Raw genomic sequence first — 18,286 nt, 5'->3', positions numbered from 1 at the left:
CGGTCAGGCTTTCTGGCCGCCCTTCAGTGTGTTCACCGCGTCCTTGGCGGCCTTGATGGCGCCCTTGTTGATCTCGTCGGTGCCGGGTGCTTTCTTCGTCTCGAAGTCGCTGCCGTTGTAGGTGATGACGATCAGGGCGTTGGACACCTGGGCGATCACGACGCCTTCGCGGGTCTGCTGCTTGTCCTCGGTGGTGAGGTTGACGACGGAGTAGGCGGAGTCGCCGAGGCCGGGGACCGCTCCGCCGCCGCTCTTGTCGGAGACGCGGTTCTTGTAGGCCTTCTCCGCCGCGGCGTCCGAGTCCTTGATCTCGTACGAGACGTCGAGCCAGCGGTAGTCGAAGTCCTTCAGGGCGTTCCACGAGCAGGTGCGGCGCAGGGACTTGTCGGTCGACGCGATCTCCTGGCCGGCGGTCTTGGCTCCGGGGACCAGGGTTTTGACCGAGGCGACGGGGATGCCGGTGCAGGGCGCGGGGGACGCGGTGTACGTCTTTTTGGCGGCGGCCGCGGTGGACGGTGCCGATGCCGTGTCGGTGGGCGTGTCCTGCGTCGAGTTGTGCTCGGCGGTGGGGGTCGCGGTGAACGGGTCCGCGGCCAGGGCCCAGCCGGCGGCGGCGAGCACGGCGACGGGCAGCAGACGCGCGGTGAGTGCGAGCGGCAGAGGCAGAGAACGCAAGGCGCACTTCTCGTGGGGGACGGTGCGGATTCGTGGTCCGCACGGCGGACGGGACGCCAGTGTCACACGAGTCCCTGTGGTGGGGAAGTGCCAACTCGCTCCGTGCCCGCGTGGTGACAGCGGCCGCCGCTGGACGGCCGGTTGGGGGACACAGTCGGACACTCCGCCTCTTATGGGACCTTGTGCGGGTGGGGTGCGGGATCGCGTCGCGCGGAGGCGGCCCCGGTGTTGGCGTGCCCTCAACCGGGCTTCTTTGTAAGGGAGTCGGGCCATTGGTGGCTGGTGGCGGGGTGGACCGGGTCCGTCCGGCGGGTGCCCGTGCCATGATCGGCCGATGATCGCGATACGCCTGAGGGGCAGGTGGGTGCGGCCGGTCGTCGTGGCCTGTCTGGTGATGACGGTCACGAGTGGGTGCGGGTTGTCCGCCGAGCTGGACCGTGAGCGGGACCCGGCGCGTACGGCTGTTCCGTTTCCGGCTGCGAGCGCGGTCGCGACCGACGGGTCGGGGTCGCTGCGGATCGAGCCGCCCGAGCTCCCGTCGTCCGTGCCGTCGCCGTCGCTTTCGCCGTCGGGCGCGGTGCCTGGGCTGCGGGGCAGTGGGTGTCCGGCGTCCGGGCTGCGGTTCGGGACGGGTCCCGTGGACGCGGCGATGGGGCTGCGGGCCATGACGCTCACGCTCACGAACTGCGGGAAGCGGCCCTACGTGGTGGACGGCTACCCGGAGGTCGTGGCCGTCCTCGGGCCCGAGGGCGTGCGGGTCACCGGTGTGCGCGCGGTGGCGGGGACGGACCAGGTGCCCATGGCTCCCCGGGATCCGGGTCCGAAGGCGTTCACGCTGCGGCCGGGCGAGCGTGCCAGTGCCGGTCTGTACTGGCGGATGGCGGCCGAGGAGGGCTCGTATCTGCGGGTGGCGCCGCGCAAGGGGCAGCGGGCTGTCACGCTGCCGCTGCCGGACCCGCTGGACATCGGTCCGCGGAACACGCTGGGCGTGACGGCATGGGTGCCCGCGATCTGATCGCGCCCCCGCCGCCCGCCCCGCTGCCCGGCGGCGGGCAAGTGTCATAGTCGGAGCCGAGGTTGATCGCTCCGAACAGCGAGGTGGCAGGCATGTTCACGACCCGACCGACGCTCCAGGGCACCTTCGGCATGGTGTCCTCCACGCACTGGCTCGCCTCGCAGTCCGCGATGGCCGTCCTGGAGGGCGGTGGCAACGCGTACGACGCCGCGGTCGCGGCCGGTTTCGTCCTGCACGTCGTGGAACCCCACCTGAACGGTCCGGCGGGCGAGGTTCCGATCATCCTCGCGCCCGTCGGCGGTCCGGTGCGGGTGCTGTGCGGGCAGGGTGTGGCGCCCGCCGGGGCGACGGTCGCCCACTACCGGGGGCTGGGTCTGGATCTCGTGCCGGGGACGGGTCCGCTCGCCGCGGCGGTGCCGGGTGCGTTCGACGCGTGGATGGTGCTGCTGCGCGACCACGGCACCAGGACGCTCGCGGACGTCCTGAAGTACGCCATCGGGTACGCCGAGGACGGCCACGCGCCCGTGGAGCGTGTCGGTGAGACGGTGGAGACCGTGCGCGAGCTGTTCGAGACGGAGTGGACGTCGTCGGCGGAGGTGTATCTGCCGGGCGGCCGGGCGCCGCGGCCGGGCGAGCTGTTCCGCAATCCGGCGCTGGCGGCGACGTGGCGGCGTTTGCTGGGCGAGGTCGCCGGTGCGGGCGGCCGGGTGGCGGAGATCGAGGCGGCGCGGGAGGTGTGGCGCTCCGGGTTCGTCGCGAGGGCGCTGGTCCGGCAGGCGGGGCGGCCCACCGTGGACACCAGCGGTGAGCGGCATGTGGGCACGTTGACGGCCACCGACCTGGCCGGCTGGTCGGCGACGTACGAGGATCCGGTGACGTACGACTGGCGGGGCTGGACGCTGTGCAAGGCGGGCCCGTGGAGTCAGGGTCCTGTCCTGTTGCAGCAGTTGGCGCTCCTCCCGGCCGAACTGCCGCCGTACGGTTCGGCCGCGTACGTGCATCTGCTCGTGGAGGGCTGCAAGCTCGCGATGGCCGACCGGGAGGCCTGGTACGGGGACGCGGCCGGGGTGCCGCTGGACGATCTGCTGTCGGAGTCGTACAACGCGGCCCGGCGGGCGCTGGTCGGTGACAAGGCGTCGTTCGAGCTGCGGCCGGGCGGTCCGGGTGGCCGGGAGCCGGTGATGAGCCACCACGCGCGCGTGGCGGCCGAGGGGGAGGCCGGTTTCGACGCGCTGGGGGTGCCGGGTGCGGGGGAGCCGACCGTGGCGCGGGCGGCGGCGGAGCCTGAGGTGGCGCCGGACGGGGGCACTCGGGGTGACACCTGCCATCTGGATGTCGTGGACCGGTGGGGCAACATGGTCGCGGCGACGCCGAGCGGAGGCTGGCTGCAGTCCAACCCGGTGGTCCCGGAGCTGGGTTTCCCGCTCGGGACGCGGCTCCAGATGGCGTGGCTGGAGGAGGGGCTGCCGAACGCGCTCGTTCCGGGGCGGCGGCCGCGTACGACGCTGACGCCTTCGCTGGCGTTGCGTGACGGGGTGCCGGTGATGGCGTTCGGTACGCCGGGCGGTGATCAGCAGGACCAGTGGCAGACGCACTTCTTCCTGTCGGTGGCGCTGCGCCCGCAGGTGCGGGGCGGGCTGGACCTGCAGGGTGCGATCGACGCCCCGAACTGGCACAACGACAGTTTTCCGGGCTCCTTCTATCCGCGGGGCATGCGTCCGGGCAGCCTGACCGTGGAGTCGCGCATGGAGGCCGGCGTGGTGGAGGAGCTGCGTCGGCGGGGTCATGACGTGACGGTGGCCGGGGCGTGGACCGAGGGGCGGCTGTGCGCGGTGGCCCGTGATCCGGAGACGGGTGTGCTGGCGGCGGCGGCGAACGCGCGCGGGATGCAGGGGTACGCGGTCGGCCGGTGATCGTCCGGCACCGGGAGTTCATGGTGATTCCACCCCGAGTACCCGGGAGGGGTGGGGATTGTCAGTGGCGCGTGCTGTGATGGAGCCATGATCGAAGACATCGAAACCATCGACGAGTTTCTCGCGCACCGCACGTCCGACGTGGAAGAAGTGATCCGTCAGGCGGCCGCCGCCGAGATCATGCCCCGGTTCCGGCAGCTCGCCGCGCACGAGATCGACCAGAAGTCCGGCCCGCACGACCTGGTGACGGACGCCGACCGCAAGGCCGAGGAGTTCCTGACCGGGGCGCTGACCGCGCTGCTGCCCGGCTCGGTCGTGGTCGGCGAGGAGGCGGTGCACGCCGACCCCGCCAGTTACGGGGCGATCGGTGGCACGGCGCCGGTCTGGATCGTCGACCCGGTCGACGGCACACGGCAGTTCGTGCACGGCGACTCCGGGTTCTGCACCCTGGTGGCGCTGGTGCTGGACGGCGTGGTGCACGCGTCGTGGACGTACGCGCCCGCGCGTGAGGAGTTCGCCACCGCGATACGGGGGAGGGGCGCCGTCCTGGACGGTGTGCCCCTGCGTTCGGGTGCGCCGGAGCCGGGCCGTGATCTCGACGTCGCGATGTCGCACCCGGACTACACGACGGACGAACAGAAGCGTGCTCTGCTCGGGCTGCGCTCGGAGGGTGTCGTGGCGCGCCCGTGCGGATCGGCGGGCCTGGAGTATCTGGCCGTCGCCCGAGGCGAGTTGGACGCGACCGCGTTCTCGTGGGAGGCGGCCTGGGACCACGCGGCGGGTCTGCTGCTGGTCGAGGAGGCGGGCGGCACGCACCGGACGCTCGACGGCGAGCCGTTCCGCGTCACCGGGGGGAACGCGCTGCCGTTCACGGCGGCCCGCGACGAGGCCACGGCGCGTCGGGTGGTGGCGTTGCTGGAGCCGCGGGCCGAGCAGGTGGCGGCCGGCGCCTGAGCGGCCCGCGCATCCCTGGTCCGTGGCCGCGGAGAGCCGGGTCCGGTCCCGTCCGGGCGGCGGCGTTCGGCCTGTGGGGGTTCACCGTGGGTGCGCTCCCGGCGACCCGGGCCGTCAGGGGCGTCAGTCCACCGGCATATCCTGAACCTCAGTGGCCATCGGCTGACGAAGGAGTCCGAAGGTGCCGTCGATGCTCGATGCGGTCGTGGTGGGTGCGGGGCCGAACGGACTGACGGCTGCCGTGGAGCTGGCCCGCCGGGGCTTCTCCGTCGCCGTGTTCGAGGCGCGGGACACGGTGGGCGGGGGAGCGCGCACCGAGGAGCTGACGCTGCCCGGTTTCCGGCACGACCCGTGTTCGGCCGCACATCCGCTGGGCATCAACTCGCCGGCGTTCCGTGCGATGCCGCTGGAGCGGTACGGCCTGGAGTGGCTGCACGCGGAGCTGCCCATGGCGCATCCCTTCCTCGACGGTTCGGCGGCGGTGCTCGCGCGGTCGGTGGCCGAGACGGCCGCGTCGTTGGGGCCGCGTGACGCCGGCGCGTACCGCAGGCTCGTGACGCCGTTCCTGTCGAAGTGGGACACCCTGGCGCACGACTTCATGTCGCTTCCGCTGACCTCGCTGCCCCGTGACCCCGTCACGCTCGCCCGCTTCGGGCTGGCCGGGCTGCCGCCGTCGACGTGGCTGATGCGCCGCTTCCGTGACGAGCGGGCCCAGGCCCTGTTCGCGGGTCTGGTGGCGCATGTCATCGCTCCGCTCGGGGGGATCGGCACGGGCGCCGTGGGTCTGGTCTTCGCGCTGGCCGCGCACGCCCGGGGCTGGCCCGTGGCGCGCGGTGGGTCCCAGTCGATTTCGGACGCGCTCACCGCCTATCTGAAGGACCTCGGCGGTACCGTCCACACGGACTACGAGGTCAAGCGGCTGGACGATCTGCCGCCCGCGCGCGCGTACGTCTTCGACACCTCGCCCACGGCGCTGGCCCGTATCGCCGGGTTCGGGCGTTACTACGAGGGTTACCGGTACGGGGCGGGCGTCTTCAAGGTGGACTACGCGTTGGACGGGCCGGTGCCGTGGACCGCCGAGGAGGCCCGGGCGGCCGGCACGGTGCAGGTGGGGGCGAGCAGGGCGGAGATCGGGACGGCGCTGCGGGCGGCTTCGCGTGAGGGCCGGGCACCGGACGCGCCTTTCCTGATCACCGTGCAGCCGAGTGTCGTGGACCCTTCCCGGGCTCCCGAGGGCAAGCAGGTGTTCTGGGCGTACGGTCACGTTCCGAACGGCTGGACCGGTGACCTCACCGACGCGATCGAGCGGCAGCTGGAGCGGTTCGCGCCCGGCTTCCGTGACCGGGTCCTGGCCCGCGCGACGGCCGGACCGCCCGAGCTCGCGGCCCGCGACGCCAACTATGTGGGTGGTGACATCGCCTGTGGTGCCGCCTCCGGGCTCCAACTGCTGCTGCGGCCCAGGCTGTCCGCGTTCCCCTACCGCACTCCGCATCCCGCCGTGTTCCTCTGCTCCTCGGCCACCCCGCCGGGGCCCGGGGTGCACGGCATGTCGGGGCACAACGCGGCGAAGGCCGTGTGGAGGAGGCTGAGGCAGGCATGACCACGATCACGCTGGTGCGGGGTGACATCACCCGGCAGAGCGCCGACGCCGTCGTCAACGCGGCGAACTCCTCGCTGCTCGGCGGCGGAGGTGTCGACGGGGCGATCCACCGGCGGGGCGGCCCCGCCATCCTCGCCGACTGCCGCAGGCTCCGCGCCGGCCACTACGGCAAGGGACTTGCCACCGGCCGGGCGGTCGCCACCACCGCGGGCGAACTGGACGCGCGCTGGGTGATCCACACCGTCGGCCCGCGCTACGCCCGGGACGAGGACCGCTCGGAGCTGCTGGCTTCCTGCTATCGGGAGTCGCTGCGGGTCGCCGACGAACTGGGCGCCCGTACGGTCGCCTTCCCCGCCGTCTCCGCGGGTATCTACGGCTGGCCGATGGACGACGCGGCCCGTATCGCGGTGGAGACGGTGCGAGCCGCGAGGACCGACGTCGAGGAGGTCCGTTTCGTGCTGTTCGACGAGCCGGCCTACGAGGCGTTCAGGGCGCGGATCTGAGGCAGCGGGCCCCGGGCTCGGAGCCGGTCGGCGCGAGAGGGCCGTCGGGTCCCGGTCACAGGGGCAGTTCGACCACCAGTGGCCGGTGGTCGGAGACGTCGGTCGGCGGGGTGTCCGCGCCGGTGGCCGCGTCCGCCGCGAGCCCGGTGGCGAGGACGTGGTCGAACTGGACGAGGGGGCGGTGCGCCGGATAGGTCGGCGTGCGGGCCAGGTCGTGCCAGCGGCGTGACAGCTGGGCGGTGTCGCCGTCGCGCGTCCGGCGGAGTCCCGTGCGGCCCTTCCGCGCGGGGGAGTTGAGGACGGCCCCCGGGAGGGCGCCGGTCAGGTTGAGGTCGCCGAGCAGTACCTGGGGGCCAGGCAGGTCGGCCATCCAGGCGCGGACTTCGAGCAGCTGGCGGACATTCCAGCCGGGGACGAACGACAGATGCAGCGCCACCACGGTGAACGGGCCGTGCCTGCCCTCCAGTACGGCGGCCAGCGCGGCCCGTGGCTGGTCCCACGACAGGGTGAGTCCGCGCCGTCCCGGTGTCCGCAGCGGCATGGGTACCGGCGCCGGTGCCAGCCGGCGCGCTCTCCACTGCCGTACGGGCAGCCGGGACAGCAGTGCGATGCCGTGCGAGGGAACGCCGTCGCTCGCCCCTGTCCCGGCCTCGGCCTGGGCCTCGGCCTCGCGGGGGCCGTACACCCGTAGCCCCGGCTCGTCGGGTTCAGGCGCCCGCCGGTCGGTAGACGCCGCCCCGGCGGGGAAGGCGGACGCGTAGCGCCAGTACGGTGCCTCGGCCCCCACGGCGGCGGCCCGCGCCTGGTCCACCCGGCCCGATCGTTCCTGGAGACGGTCCAGTTCCTGAAGGGCCAGCACGTCCGCGTCCAGGGAGGCGACGGCCCGGACGAGCGGCGTCTCGGGGCCGCACCCGGCGGGGAAGGCGACAGGCCGCCCGTCGCGCATCGGCCGGCCGTGCAGCACGTTGAACGTCGCGAACCGCACCCGGCCGGCATGCGCCCGGCTGCGGGGATCCGCCTCGGAGGCTGTCATGGACGCGACCGTATCGGGCGGGCGGCGGGAGAGGTGGGCCGATCCCGCGGACGGTCACGCGTTCGTCGGCCCGGGATGTCCGTCGCCCCGGAGGAGGTCGCGCAGTGCCTCCTCCTCCTGACGGCTGAGCCCCGTCACGAAGCGCTGGAGGGCGGCGATCGGGTCGGGCCCGCGGTCGAGGGCCTCGCGCATGGCCGCGGCGGTCAGCTCGGCGGCGTCCTTGGCGGGCCGGTACGCGCCGCGCCGCCCGTCCACGTCACGCAGCACCAGACCCTTGTCGTACAGACGCTTGAGGATGGTGTGCACCGTGTTGTAGGCGAGACCGCCCGCGATCTCCGCCTGGATCTCGGCGGGCGTGAGCGCGTCCTCGGTGGCCCACAGGGCGGCGAGCACTTCGCTCTCCAGCATGCCCGCGCTGCGCCGCTGCGCCCTTCGGTCGGGGCCTGTCCCAGCCATGCCCCTCACCTTACAGCGCGTAGGGGCGCCCGGAACGGCCCTCTGATGAGGGGGCGGTGCCGCGCCGGGGCGGCCCTGTGTCGTGTCCCGGCGCGACGCTAGCCCGGTTGCCCGTCCCGCCCGGCGTCTTGTGTCGGTGCGAGGTAGCTTGTCGCATATTTCCCCGACTCTTACCTTGCCCGGATGGAGCGCGGAGCGGCCCGACCCTACGGTTTGTAGGGCTGAAGGGAGGACGATGCTCAAGACCCCCAACGTCCCGCTGCTCGGTGTCCGGCGCAACGGACCGACCACCACCCCCGCCGTCCGAACGCTCCGCCACCCCGGGGGAACAGGCCTCCTCGCCATCGTCGCGGTCTGCTTCACCCTCGCCCAACTCGCCCTGGTGACACCGTCGATGGGCCTCGGCTGGGACGAGACGGTGTATGTCAGCCAGGTCTCCGGGCACGCCCCGGCGGCCTTCTTCAGCGCCCCGCGCGCCCGCGGCGTCTCCGTCCTCGTGGCGCCGATCGCCGCGTGGTCGTCGTCGACCGTACTGCTGCGCGTGTACCTCGCCGCCCTGTCGGGACTCGCGCTGTTCGTGGCGCTGCGCGTCTGGCGCGGGCTGTTCCCGGCACGGGTGCTCGCCGTGGCGGGCGCCCTGTTCGCGACGCTGTGGGTGACCCTCTTCTACGGCCCGCAGGCCATGCCCAACTACTGGGTCGCGGTCGGCGCCCTGGCCTGCACCGGCTGCTTCCTGCGCGCGACCGCGGACCGCACCGACCGGGCCGCCCTGTGGGGGCTCGCGCTGAGCGCCGCGCTGATGACGCTGATGCGGCCCACCGACGCGGTCTGGGCGACCCTGCCGCTCCTCGCCGCCGCCGTGGCCGTTCCCCGGTGGCGAAGCCCGCGGCCCCTCGCGGCCCTCGTCGCCGGCCTGCTGGCCGGGGGCATCGAGTGGATCGCCGAGGCGTACGCCTCCTATGGAGGTCTGGGACAACGGCTCGACGACGCCTCCCGCATCCAGGGCGGCCTCGGCTGGAACATCGCGGTCCTCGACCAGGCCCGCAGCCTCGGCGGCCGGGCCCTGTGCCGGCCCTGCACCGGCCCCCTGCCCACCCCCACGACGACGCTGTGGTGGTTCGCCCTGCCGCTCGCCGCCGCCCTCGCCCTCGTGATCGCCGTCCGCGCCCGCCGCCCGGCGGCCACCGTGCTGCTCGTGGCCTGCGCGGCGACCGCCGCGCTGCCGTACCTCTTCATGATCGGCTACGCCGCGCCGCGCTTCCTGCTCCCCGCCTACGCCCTCCTCGCGATCCCCGTCGCCGATGCCGTCGTCCACCTCGTCACCGCCCCCGGCAGATCCTGGCGTCCGGTCACCGTGACGCTCGTGGCCCTCGGCCTCGCCGCCCACCTGGCCGTCCAGTTCGCGGTCCTGCAGACCACCGTGCGGCGCACCACCGACGCACACCGGGGCTGGGCCGCGACGGCGGCGGAACTCCACCGGCTCGGTGTGCGCCCGCCCTGCCGGGTGACCGGCCGCCAGGCCATCCCCGTCGCCTTCTACGCCCGCTGCTCCGCCCTCGCGGCCGCCGGGCACAACGCCAACGCCACCGAACGGGCTCTCGCACGGGCCACCCGCTCCCTGCCGTTCGCCGTGGTCACCAAACCGGGGAGCCGGCCGCCCGCGTACGCCCGCGACTGGACCCCGCACCGCGCCGGCAACCTGAACGTCTACGTGTCACCCCTGACCGGGAGCCGGGCACCATGACCGTCCCGCCCGGAACGGCGAAGCCGTCCCCGTCGCGCGGGGACGACACGGTCGACGGACGACGGCCGGCCGTCCACCGGCGGGCGGCCGTGCCGGGCGGGCAGCCGTCAACGGCGGTGCCGGGACCGGCGCGCCGGCTGCGGGGACGGATCACCTGGCATGCCGGGTTCTCGCTGGTCGTGCTGGTCTGCGCGGCCTACCTCGCCCACCGCCACTGGCCCCTGGTCGCCTCCGGAGCCGCCCGGCTCGCGGACGCCGACCGCGGCTGGCTGCTCGTCGCGACCGCCGCGGCCGGCGCGACCTGGGCCTCCTCCGCACTCGCCCAACAGGGCGCCACCACCGTGCCGTTACCCGCCGGGCGGCTGGTCGCGGTGCAGTTCGCGGCGGCCTCCGCGAACCATGTCCTGCCCTCCGGGCTCGGCGCGAGCGCCGTCAACCTGCGCTTCCTGACCCGGTGCGGACTGCCCGTCCCCCAGGCCGCGACCGCGCTCGCCGTCAAGGCGGGCGCCGGAGCCGTCGGTCGGGGCTGTCTGATCGCCGCTCTCGCCCTGGCCTGCCCCGGCCTGGTGCGCGTCCCCCGGGCGCCGGCGACCGCGTGGACGGTGACGGCCTGTGCGGCGGCCGTCGTGGTGGCCGCCGTCGCCGCGGTGCTCCTGGCCGGACCACTGCGGCGTGCCCTGCGCAGCGTCCTGCTCGACGTGCGCGCCGTCCATGAGGTGCCCGCGCGGGCAGCCGCCCTGTGGGGCGGCTCCCTCGGCTCGGCCGCCCTGCACTCCGCCGTCGTCGTCGCCGTCACCCAGGCCGTCGGCCTGCCCCTGCCGCCCGCGCGCGTCGCGCTCGCCTTCCTCGCCGCGAGCAGCGCCGCCGTCCTGCTGCCCATCCCCGGCGTCATCGGCTCCCTCGACGCCGCCCTCGCGCTCGCCCTCACTCTCGCGGGCGCACCCGGCAGCGCGGCGGCGTCCACGGTGCTCGGCTACCGGCTCCTGACCAGCTGGCTTCCCCTCGTCCCGGGGCTGATGACCCTGGGGGTACTGGTCCGGCGCCGCGTCCTGTGACCCGTACGACGCCAGAGCCCGCGCCGTCCGGGAACGGGTGTGCGAGGGGGCGGGCCGGGGTGCAGGCCGGGCGAGGCAGATGTCGGATTCCCGCCAGCCCGACCCTGCCGGGTGACCGATGCTTGAGACATGCAGAACGCAATGCACACCGATACGGAGCGCTGTCTGCGTGCCGTCCAGTCGAAGGACGCGCGCTTCGACGGATGGTTCTTCACGGCCGTCACCACCACGAGGATCTACTGCCGGCCCAGCTGCCCGGTCGTGCCGCCGAAGCCGCAGAACATGACGTTCTTCCCGAGCGCGGCCGCCTGCCAGCAGGCCGGGTTCCGGGCCTGCAAGCGGTGCCGCCCGGACACCAGCCCCGGCTCGCCCGAGTGGAACCACCGCGCCGACCTGGTGGCCCGCGCGATGCGGCTCATCGGCGACGGGATCGTCGACCGCGAAGGCGTGCCCGGCCTCGCCACCCGCCTCGGCTACAGCACCCGGCAGATCGAGCGGCAACTGCTCGCCGAGCTGGGCGCGGGCCCCCTCTCGCTCGCCCGGGCGCAGCGCGCGCAGACCGCGCGGCTGCTCATCGAGACGACGCCGCTGCCGATGGCCGAGATCGCCTTCGCCGCCGGTTTCTCCTCGATCCGCACCTTCAACGACACCGTCCGCGAGGTCTTCGCGCTGTCACCGAGCGAGCTGCGGGCCCGCCTGCCCAAGAAGCGGAGCGGAGCCGCCGCGGGAGTCGCGCACACCCCGGGCGTCCTGAACCTCCGGCTCCCGTTCCGCGCCCCGCTGCATCCGGACAACCTCTTCGGGCACCTCGCCGCCACCGCCGTACCCGGGGTGGAGGAGTGGCGTGACGGCGCGTACCGGCGGACCCTGCGGTTGCCGTACGGGCACGGGATCGTCGGTCTGACGCCGACGCCGGACCACATCGCGTGCCGGCTCAGCCTCAGCGACCTGCGTGACCTGCCCGTCGCGATCAGCCGCTGCCGCCGCTTGCTCGACCTGGACGCGGACCCGGTCGCCGTCGACGACCAGCTGCGCACGGACCCGCTGCTCGCGCCCCTGGTCGACAAGGCACCCGGCCGCCGGGTCCCGCGCACCGTCGACGAGGCCGAGTTCGCCGTACGGGCCGTGCTGGGGCAGCAGGTCTCCACGGCCGCCGCACGGACGCACGCGGCCCGGCTGGTGGTCGCGCACGGTGAACCGGTCGACGACCCGGAGGGCGGCCTCACTCATCTCTTCCCCACACCGGCAGCGCTCGCAGCGCTCGATCCCGAGTCGCTCGCGATGCCCCGGACCCGTCGTACCACCTTCACCACCCTGGTGACCGAACTCGCCGAAGGGCGGCTGCACTTGGGGGTGGAGAGCGACTGGGAGGAGGCCAGGGCCCGGCTGCTGGCGCTGCCCGGATTCGGCCCCTGGACCGTCGACGTGATCGCGATGCGGGCCCTCGGTGACCCGGACGCCTTCCTCCCCACCGACCTCGGAATCCGTTACGCGGCACGGGAGTTGGGTCTCCCGTCCACGCCCGCGGCCCTCACCGCGCGGGCCGCGGCCTGGCGTCCCTGGCGGGCGTACGCGGTCCAGTACCTGTGGGCCACCGCCAGTCACCCGATCAACGTCCTCCCCGCGTGATCCCGACCCCGCCCGCCGCGCGGTACGCGACACCACGACCAACCACGTATCAAGGACCCCCGGTGAAACAGCACATGGTCATCGACAGCCCCTACGGGCCCCTCACCCTCGTCGCCGACGACGGTGTCCTGTGCGGCCTCTACATGGTCGGCCAGCGTCACCGCCCCCAGGAGGAGACCTTCGGCGAGCGCGACGACACCCTCTTCGGCGACGTGACGGAACAGCTCGGCGCCTACTTCGCGGGCGAGCTGAAGGAGTTCACGGTCGAACTGCGGCTGGAGGGAACACCGTTCCAGCGCAGCGTGTGGGACAGGCTGCGGCAGATCCACTACGGCGAGACCCGCTCGTACGGCGAACTCGCCCACCTCCTGGGCAACGTGGGCGCCTCCCGCGCGGTCGGCCTCGCCAACGGCAAGAACCCGGTCGGCATCATCGTGCCCTGCCACCGCGTCGTCGGCGCGAACGGCGGCCTCACGGGCTACGGCGGCGGCCTCGACCGCAAGCAGCGTCTGCTGGACTTCGAAAGCGGAGCGGCCCTGTTCTGACCGCCCCTCCCGCCCCCTAGCCGTCTTCGGAGCCCAGCGCACGCAGCAGGTCCGGCAGCGCTGTGCCGATCGGCTCCCGTACGACCTCGTCGGCGATTTCGTCGTACGGGGTGGCCTCGGCGTTGACGACGACGAGCCGGGCCCCGTGGTCGGCGGCCACGCCCGCGAGCCCGGCGGCGGGCTGGACCTGGAGGCTGCTGCCGACGGCGATGAACACCTGGCAGGCCTTGGCGATGGCGGCGGCCTGGCCGAGGACGACCGGGTCGAGCCGTTCACCGAACAGCACGGTCGCCGGCTTGAGGATCCCGCCGCAGGTCAGGCACGCGGGATCGTCCTCGCCGGCGTCGACGCGGGCGAGAGCGTCCTCCATCGGCGTCCGCTCATGACACGCGGTGCACACCACGGCCCGTGCCGTGCCGTGCAGTTCGAGGACCTTGCGGGCGGGCATGCCGGCGAGCTGGTGCAGGCCGTCGACGTTCTGCGTGATCACCCGCACGGGCACACCGGACCTCTCCAGCTCGGCCACCGCCCGGTGCGCGCCGTTGGGCTCCGCCCGGAGGGCCCCGCTCTCCCGCCGCATCAGCCAGGCCCGCCGCCGGATCTCCGGATCACCCATGTAGTACTCGTACGTCACGAGCTTCTCGGCCTCGGGGTCCTGCCGCCAGAGCCCGTTCGGGCCGCGGTAGTCGGGGATGCCGGAGTCGGTGGAGATACCTGCGCCACTGAGGACGGCGACGAGGGGCCTGGTCATGCCGTCGAGGGTAGGGCGCCGGGGGCGGGGCGGCGAGCGGATATCTTTCCGGGGGTTCAGCGGGCGCCCAGTTCGAGGGCGCGGTCCAGGGACTCGTCCAGGGTCGTCGCGGCCATGATCAGCGACAGGTGGGTGAAGGCCTGCGGGACGTTGCCGAGCTGTTCGCCGCTCGGGCCGATCTCCTCCGCGAACAGGCCGACGTGGTTGGCGTACGTCTGCATCTTCTCGAAGGTGTAGCGGGCCTGGGGGAGGCGTCCCGCCCGGGCGAGCGCGTCGACGTACAGGAACGTGCAGAGGCTGAACGTCCCCTCGGAGCCGCGCAGTCCGTCGGGTGAGGCCTCGGGGTCGTAGCGGTAGACCAGGCTGTCGGAGACGAGGACGCGTTCCATGGCGTCGAGGGTGGACAGCCAGCCGGGGCTGCGCGGCGAGATGAAGCCGACGCGGGGCGCGAGCAGAAGCGACGCGTCCAGGACGTCGCCCTCGTAGTGCTGGACCAGCGCCTGTTCCTTCTCGCTCCAGCCGCGTTCCATGACCTGTTCGAGGATGGCGTCCCGGGCCTGCGTCCAGCGCCGGGTGTCGGCCGGTCTGCTGAACTCGGCGGCCAGCTTCAGGCCCCGGTCGAAGGCGGCCCAGCACATCACCCGGCTGTACGTGAAGTCCTTGCGTCCGCCGCGGGTCTCCCAGATGCCCTCGTCGGGCCGGTCCCAGGAGTCGGCGAGCCAGTCGAGCATTCCGGCCAGCCCCTTCCAGCCGTGGTAGCCCGCCTGTTCGCCCACGTCGCGGCCCTGCGCCAGGGCGTACAGGGCCTCGCCGTAGATGTCGAGCTGCAACTGGTCCGAGGCGGCGTTGCCCGCGCGGACGGGGTACGAGCCGCGGTAGCCCTCGAAGTGCTCCAGGATCTCCTCCGTCAGATGCGGGTCGCCGTCGACCCGGTACATGATCTGGAGGGGTTCGCCCTCGGACCCCATGCGGGCCGCGAAGCGTTCGCCGAGCCAGTGCGTGAACTGCGTCGCCTCCTCCACGTATCCGAGGTCGAGGAGCGCGCGCACCGACAGGGAGCCGTCCCGCACCCACGTGTAGCGGTAGTCCCAGTTGCGTTCCCCGCCGACCTGCTCGGGCAGTCCCATCGTGGCGGCGGCGACCGGGGCGCCGGTGGGGGCGTACGTGAGGAGTTTGAGAGTGATCGCGGAGCGGTGCACCATCTCCGTCCAGCGGCCCCGGTAGTTGGAGGTGCGTACCCACCGCTGCCAGAAGTCGACGTTGTTCCACAGGTTCTCGGTGATCGCGTCGACGCTGGGTGTCGGCAGGGTCTCGTCGTCCGCGCCGCACACCGTGAACACGGCGCCCGCCGTCTCCCCGTTGCGCAGGGTGATGCCGCCCCGGACGTCCTGCCCGTCGCGTTCGAACGGGATGCCGCCCTGCAGGTGGGCCGTCATGCCCGGCGACCGGAACGTCGCCCTGTCGGCGGTCAGTTCGAGCTGGTGCTCGGCCCGCGCGTAGTCGAACCGGGGCCGGCACTCCAGCGCGAAGTGCACGGTGCCGCGCACACAGCGCACGACACGCACGATGGTGTGCCGGTCGCTCGGTGTCCTGTCGGTGAGGACCGGCATGTGGTCGATGACCTCGCCCACGCCGTCCGGGGACATGAAACGCGTCACCAGGAGGGCGGTGTCGGGGTAGTACAGCTGTTTCCAGCTTCCCTCGGGATGCTCGGGTGCGAGGCGGAAGTACCCGCCGCCGTCGTGGTCCAGGAGCGAGGCGAAGATGCTGGGGGAGTCGAAGCGCGGTGCCGCGAACCAGTTGACCACGCCCTGCGACGACACCAGGGCCGCCGTCTGCAGGTCCCCGATGAGGCCGTGGTCGGCGATGGGCGGATAGCGATCCATGCTGGCCTCCTTCTCAGGCCGCCTCGGCCGTGACCCGCCCCGAGCGGACGGCGTCGACGAGTGCCCGGTAGTCCTTGTCGTTCTGGTCGGCGTAGCGCTCGGCGAACGTGACCAGCGCACGGTCGAAGACGTCACCGCCGCCCAGATACGAGGCGATCGCGATCCGGTCCCCCGAGCGCGCGTGGGCGCGGGCCAGCGTCGCGCCGCACAGCTCACCGAAGGCGCGCATGCCGGACGGCACCATGGCCTCGGGCTGCGCGATGCCCTTCCAGTCCCTCAACTGCCGCAGATAGAAGTCCCGTCGGCGGCCGTCGATGCCGTCGGCCCGCTCCCACCCGAGAAAGATGTCGCTGGTGGCCTGCATGAGCCGCTGCCCGGCGACCACCCGCTCGCCCTGCGTCCGGTACGCGCTCGCACCGGCGAACGGCGCGAGCACCGACTCGTCCGCCTCCTTGGCCTGGAGGAGCAGCGGATCGTCGTCGTCCCGGCCGAGCAGCAGGATGATCCAGCAGCGGGTGCCCACACTGCCCACGCCGACCACCTTGCGGGCCACGTCGGCGATCCGGTACTGCTCCAGCAGGAACCGCCGGTCCGAGTTGAGGCTGTGGCCGTAGCGTCCGATCAGCCGCCGGAACTCCCGTTCCAGCGCGCTGCGTTCGACGTCGGGGAGCAGCTCGTCCAGCGGGGTGATGAGCGGCGGGTCCGCGGTGATGCGGGCCTTGCCGTCGACGATGTGGGTGAGCTTGCCGAAGGCGTGGGCGCTGTCCCGGGTCCGCGCCTTGGCGGCGGACTGCGACCAGCGGTCCCGGGCCCGCGCGCTCAGCTCCCCGGCGAAGTGGGTCTTCACCCACTCCTCGTCGAACTGCGTGTACCAGACGGGGAGATTGCCCAACTCGGCGAAGCGGCGCATCCATTCGCGGTAGGAGCGCACGGTCGCCCGGACGATACCGGCCCGCTCCTTGGTGCTGAAGCCGTTGGCCCGGCCCGCGATGACGAAGCTGGCGGACAGCCGTTTGACGTCCCACTCCCACGGTCCCGGCAGCGTCTCGTCGAAGTCGTTGATGTCGAACATCAGCCGGCGCTCCGGGGAGGCGAGCAGCCGGAAGTTCAACAGGTGTGCGTCGCCGCACAGTTGGGCCCTGATGCCGGACCGGGGGGTGTCGGCGAGGTCCGCGGCCATGATGGCGGCGGCCCCCCGGTAGAAGCGGAACGGCGACTCGGTCATCCGGCCGTAGCGGATCGGGACCAGCTCGGACAGCCGGTTCGCCGACTGCCCCTCCACGATGTCCACCGGGTCGGTCCGTTTCGGGGAGGGTGTGAAGTCCGCGTGACTGGAGCGGGGCACGGAGGCCCGGGCGGCCTTGCCGAGCGCGGCCCGCTCCTTCGGCGTGTGGTGCGGGGTCCGGCTGTCGGCCGGGTGCTTGGGGGTCATACCGGCCACCGTCCTAGCGTCGCGGTCCGGGCCCGCCGCTCAGGACACCCGGCCCCGTCATCAAGGTAGCCCCGGGCGAAATGTCCGGCGAGTCGGGAACGGCGGGCTCCGGCCGCGAGGGTCGTGAGCCGCGCGGGCGGGTCCGGGGCGCGCTCGCGCGAGGACTTACCGGGGCGGGCTTCCCTCGCCCGCGGCGCCAGCGCGAAGAGCCGCCCGGGCCGGTGCACGACGGCCGCCGTCCGGGACGCGGCGCGGATTTGTGGAGGCGGACGGGGGAGCGGACGATGAAGACGTGCGCGGTGCCGCCATGGGGATCCGCGCCGGGCGACGCGGGAGCGGTGATGGTCCTTGACCTGGTCCTCATCGGCCTGGCGATCGCCCTGAACCCGCTGCCGGTCACCGGATTCGTGCTGGTGCTCTCCGCCCGCAACGGCGTCTGGAAGGGCCTCGCCTTCCTCCTCACATGGCTCGCCACCTTCGTCGGCATCATCGCCGTCGTGCTGCTCATGACCGGAGGCGAGCCACCGGCCGCGAACTCCTCGCCGTCCACCGCGGCCCTGGCCGTCAAACTGGCCGTCGGCGTCGGCCTCCTCTGCTACGCGGAACGCACCCGCCGCGGGATCGGCACACGGCACAAGCCCTCCGGGTTCATGTCCCGCGTCGAACGCATCTCCCCCTGGTCCGCGGCCGGTCTCGCGCTGCTCCTCCAGCCCTGGGGCATGGTCGCGGCGGGCGCCGCCACCGTCGTCGAGGCCGACCTCGCGCATCTCGCGTCGTACGCCGCCCTCATGGGCTACTGCCTGCTGGCCTCGTCCAGCCTGCTGACCATGGAGCTCTACGCGACCTTCGCCCCCCGCTCGGCCGCCGTGCGGCTCGCGAGGCTGCGCACCTGGCTGGAGGGCCACCAGGAACAGGCCCTCGTGTCGCTGGTGCTGTTCCTGGGCCTGTGGCTGGTCGGCAAGAGCATCTACGAACTGACCGCGTGACGCGCGCCGACCGCGGTGCGACGCGCGTGCCGCGGGCCGTGTTCCGAACACCGCGCGAAAGTGCGTCGGCATCCGTCCGGTGCTGCAATGGAGAGGAATTGAGGGGCAG

The 18,286-nt window shown here is 73.2% G+C and carries 16 protein-coding genes; 10 read left to right on the top strand and 6 right to left on the bottom strand.

Going from position 1 to position 18,286, the window contains the following annotated elements; translation table 11 throughout:
- Positions 1-3: 3 nt before the first annotated feature.
- Positions 4-675, bottom strand: a complete 672-nt coding sequence (locus ACIRQH_RS34000; RefSeq protein WP_388876602.1) for a hypothetical protein — start codon at positions 673-675, stop codon at positions 4-6.
- A gap of 334 nt (positions 676-1,009) precedes the next feature.
- Here ACIRQH_RS34000 and ACIRQH_RS33995 point away from each other — a divergent pair, with 334 nt between their 5' ends.
- The 5 genes from ACIRQH_RS33995 (at position 1,010) to ACIRQH_RS33975 (ending at position 6,660) form a co-directional block, all read left to right on the top strand.
- Positions 1,010-1,690 carry a DUF4232 domain-containing protein gene (locus ACIRQH_RS33995; RefSeq protein WP_404228640.1) on the top strand — a complete coding sequence of 227 codons (681 nt, stop codon included), beginning with the start codon at positions 1,010-1,012 and terminating at the stop codon, positions 1,688-1,690.
- Positions 1,691-1,782: 92 nt separating this feature from the next.
- Positions 1,783-3,603 (top strand): gamma-glutamyltransferase family protein, encoded by a 1,821-nt coding sequence (locus tag ACIRQH_RS33990; protein ID WP_404228637.1) that lies wholly within the window; start codon positions 1,783-1,785, stop codon positions 3,601-3,603.
- Between the two features lie 87 nt (positions 3,604-3,690).
- On the top strand, positions 3,691-4,557 hold the full coding sequence (locus ACIRQH_RS33985) for an inositol monophosphatase family protein (protein ID WP_388876593.1): 867 nt from the start codon (positions 3,691-3,693) through the stop codon (positions 4,555-4,557).
- Positions 4,558-4,747: 190 nt separating this feature from the next.
- On the top strand, positions 4,748-6,157 hold the full coding sequence (locus ACIRQH_RS33980; protein WP_388876590.1) for a phytoene desaturase family protein: 1,410 nt from the start codon (positions 4,748-4,750) through the stop codon (positions 6,155-6,157).
- The gene (locus ACIRQH_RS33975; protein ID WP_388876587.1) at positions 6,154-6,660 is read left to right on the top strand and encodes an O-acetyl-ADP-ribose deacetylase; all 507 of its coding nucleotides are present in this window, start codon (positions 6,154-6,156) and stop codon (positions 6,658-6,660) included. The genes ACIRQH_RS33980 and ACIRQH_RS33975 overlap by 4 nt, the downstream gene beginning before the upstream one ends.
- A 55-nt stretch (positions 6,661-6,715) precedes the next feature.
- Here the strand turns inward: ACIRQH_RS33975 and ACIRQH_RS33970 are convergent, their stop codons facing one another.
- Positions 6,716-7,693: an endonuclease/exonuclease/phosphatase family protein gene (locus ACIRQH_RS33970; protein WP_404228633.1), complete on the bottom strand. Its 978-nt coding sequence runs from the start codon at positions 7,691-7,693 to the stop codon at positions 6,716-6,718.
- Between the two features lie 54 nt (positions 7,694-7,747).
- Positions 7,748-8,149 (bottom strand): BlaI/MecI/CopY family transcriptional regulator, encoded by a 402-nt coding sequence (locus ACIRQH_RS33965; protein WP_358821466.1) that lies wholly within the window; start codon positions 8,147-8,149, stop codon positions 7,748-7,750.
- A 235-nt stretch (positions 8,150-8,384) separates the two neighbouring features.
- Between ACIRQH_RS33965 and ACIRQH_RS33960 the strand changes: the two genes are divergently transcribed.
- The 4 genes from ACIRQH_RS33960 to ACIRQH_RS33945 all read left to right on the top strand — a co-directional run bounded on the left by ACIRQH_RS33960 (position 8,385) and on the right by ACIRQH_RS33945 (position 13,122).
- Positions 8,385-9,893 carry a hypothetical protein gene (locus tag ACIRQH_RS33960; RefSeq protein ID WP_404228630.1) on the top strand — a complete coding sequence of 503 codons (1,509 nt, stop codon included), beginning with the start codon at positions 8,385-8,387 and terminating at the stop codon, positions 9,891-9,893.
- On the top strand, positions 9,890-10,948 hold the full coding sequence (locus ACIRQH_RS33955) for a lysylphosphatidylglycerol synthase domain-containing protein (protein ID WP_404228627.1): 1,059 nt from the start codon (positions 9,890-9,892) through the stop codon (positions 10,946-10,948). The genes ACIRQH_RS33960 and ACIRQH_RS33955 overlap by 4 nt, the downstream gene beginning before the upstream one ends.
- A 141-nt stretch (positions 10,949-11,089) precedes the next feature.
- On the top strand, positions 11,090-12,577 hold the full coding sequence (locus ACIRQH_RS33950) for an AlkA N-terminal domain-containing protein (protein ID WP_404228683.1): 1,488 nt from the start codon (positions 11,090-11,092) through the stop codon (positions 12,575-12,577).
- Positions 12,578-12,639: 62 nt separating this feature from the next.
- On the top strand, positions 12,640-13,122 hold the full coding sequence (locus tag ACIRQH_RS33945) for a methylated-DNA--[protein]-cysteine S-methyltransferase (protein ID WP_404228624.1): 483 nt from the start codon (positions 12,640-12,642) through the stop codon (positions 13,120-13,122).
- A gap of 16 nt (positions 13,123-13,138) precedes the next feature.
- Here ACIRQH_RS33945 and ACIRQH_RS33940 read toward each other — a convergent pair whose 3' ends face one another.
- Genes ACIRQH_RS33940 through ACIRQH_RS33930 form a run of 3 tightly spaced genes read right to left on the bottom strand, consistent with a single transcriptional unit; the run spans position 13,139 to position 17,191 of the window.
- Positions 13,139-13,873 carry an SIR2 family NAD-dependent protein deacylase gene (locus ACIRQH_RS33940; protein ID WP_404228621.1) on the bottom strand — a complete coding sequence of 245 codons (735 nt, stop codon included), beginning with the start codon at positions 13,871-13,873 and terminating at the stop codon, positions 13,139-13,141.
- A gap of 56 nt (positions 13,874-13,929) precedes the next feature.
- Complete coding sequence (locus tag ACIRQH_RS33935; RefSeq protein ID WP_388876571.1) at positions 13,930-15,759, bottom strand: glycoside hydrolase family 15 protein; 1,830 nt, start codon at positions 15,757-15,759, stop codon at positions 13,930-13,932.
- A gap of 13 nt (positions 15,760-15,772) precedes the next feature.
- Positions 15,773-17,191 carry a DUF2252 domain-containing protein gene (locus ACIRQH_RS33930; protein WP_388876568.1) on the bottom strand — a complete coding sequence of 473 codons (1,419 nt, stop codon included), beginning with the start codon at positions 17,189-17,191 and terminating at the stop codon, positions 15,773-15,775.
- A gap of 341 nt (positions 17,192-17,532) precedes the next feature.
- On the opposite strand from ACIRQH_RS33930, the gene ACIRQH_RS33925 reads away from it, so the two are divergent.
- Positions 17,533-18,177, top strand: coding sequence for a GAP family protein (locus ACIRQH_RS33925; protein ID WP_404228680.1), 645 nt, complete (start codon positions 17,533-17,535; stop codon positions 18,175-18,177).
- The last annotated feature ends 109 nt before the right edge of the window (positions 18,178-18,286 follow it).

This window comes from Streptomyces sp. NPDC102279 (assembly GCF_044766365.1).
GTDB lineage: Bacteria > Actinomycetota > Actinomycetes > Streptomycetales > Streptomycetaceae > Streptomyces.
Note: the sequence above shows the minus strand (reverse complement) of the source record. Positions and strands in the feature narration are given on the sequence as shown.

Coding starts and splice junctions, on each gene's coding strand:
- ACIRQH_RS33995 (WP_404228640.1), top strand. CDS start 1,010: ATGATCGCGATACGCCTGAGGGGCAGGTGGGTGCGGCCGGTCGTCGTG.
- ACIRQH_RS33990 (WP_404228637.1), top strand. CDS start 1,783: ATGTTCACGACCCGACCGACGCTCCAGGGCACCTTCGGCATGGTGTCC.
- ACIRQH_RS33985 (WP_388876593.1), top strand. CDS start 3,691: ATGATCGAAGACATCGAAACCATCGACGAGTTTCTCGCGCACCGCACG.
- ACIRQH_RS33980 (WP_388876590.1), top strand. CDS start 4,748: ATGCTCGATGCGGTCGTGGTGGGTGCGGGGCCGAACGGACTGACGGCT.
- ACIRQH_RS33975 (WP_388876587.1), top strand. CDS start 6,154: ATGACCACGATCACGCTGGTGCGGGGTGACATCACCCGGCAGAGCGCC.
- ACIRQH_RS33970 (WP_404228633.1), bottom strand. CDS start 7,693: ATGACAGCCTCCGAGGCGGATCCCCGCAGCCGGGCGCATGCCGGCCGG.
- ACIRQH_RS33965 (WP_358821466.1), bottom strand. CDS start 8,149: ATGGCTGGGACAGGCCCCGACCGAAGGGCGCAGCGGCGCAGCGCGGGC.
- ACIRQH_RS33960 (WP_404228630.1), top strand. CDS start 8,385: ATGCTCAAGACCCCCAACGTCCCGCTGCTCGGTGTCCGGCGCAACGGA.
- ACIRQH_RS33955 (WP_404228627.1), top strand. CDS start 9,890: ATGACCGTCCCGCCCGGAACGGCGAAGCCGTCCCCGTCGCGCGGGGAC.
- ACIRQH_RS33950 (WP_404228683.1), top strand. CDS start 11,090: ATGCACACCGATACGGAGCGCTGTCTGCGTGCCGTCCAGTCGAAGGAC.
- ACIRQH_RS33940 (WP_404228621.1), bottom strand. CDS start 13,873: ATGACCAGGCCCCTCGTCGCCGTCCTCAGTGGCGCAGGTATCTCCACC.
- ACIRQH_RS33935 (WP_388876571.1), bottom strand. CDS start 15,759: ATGGATCGCTATCCGCCCATCGCCGACCACGGCCTCATCGGGGACCTG.
- ACIRQH_RS33930 (WP_388876568.1), bottom strand. CDS start 17,191: ATGACCCCCAAGCACCCGGCCGACAGCCGGACCCCGCACCACACGCCG.
- ACIRQH_RS33925 (WP_404228680.1), top strand. CDS start 17,533: ATGGTCCTTGACCTGGTCCTCATCGGCCTGGCGATCGCCCTGAACCCG.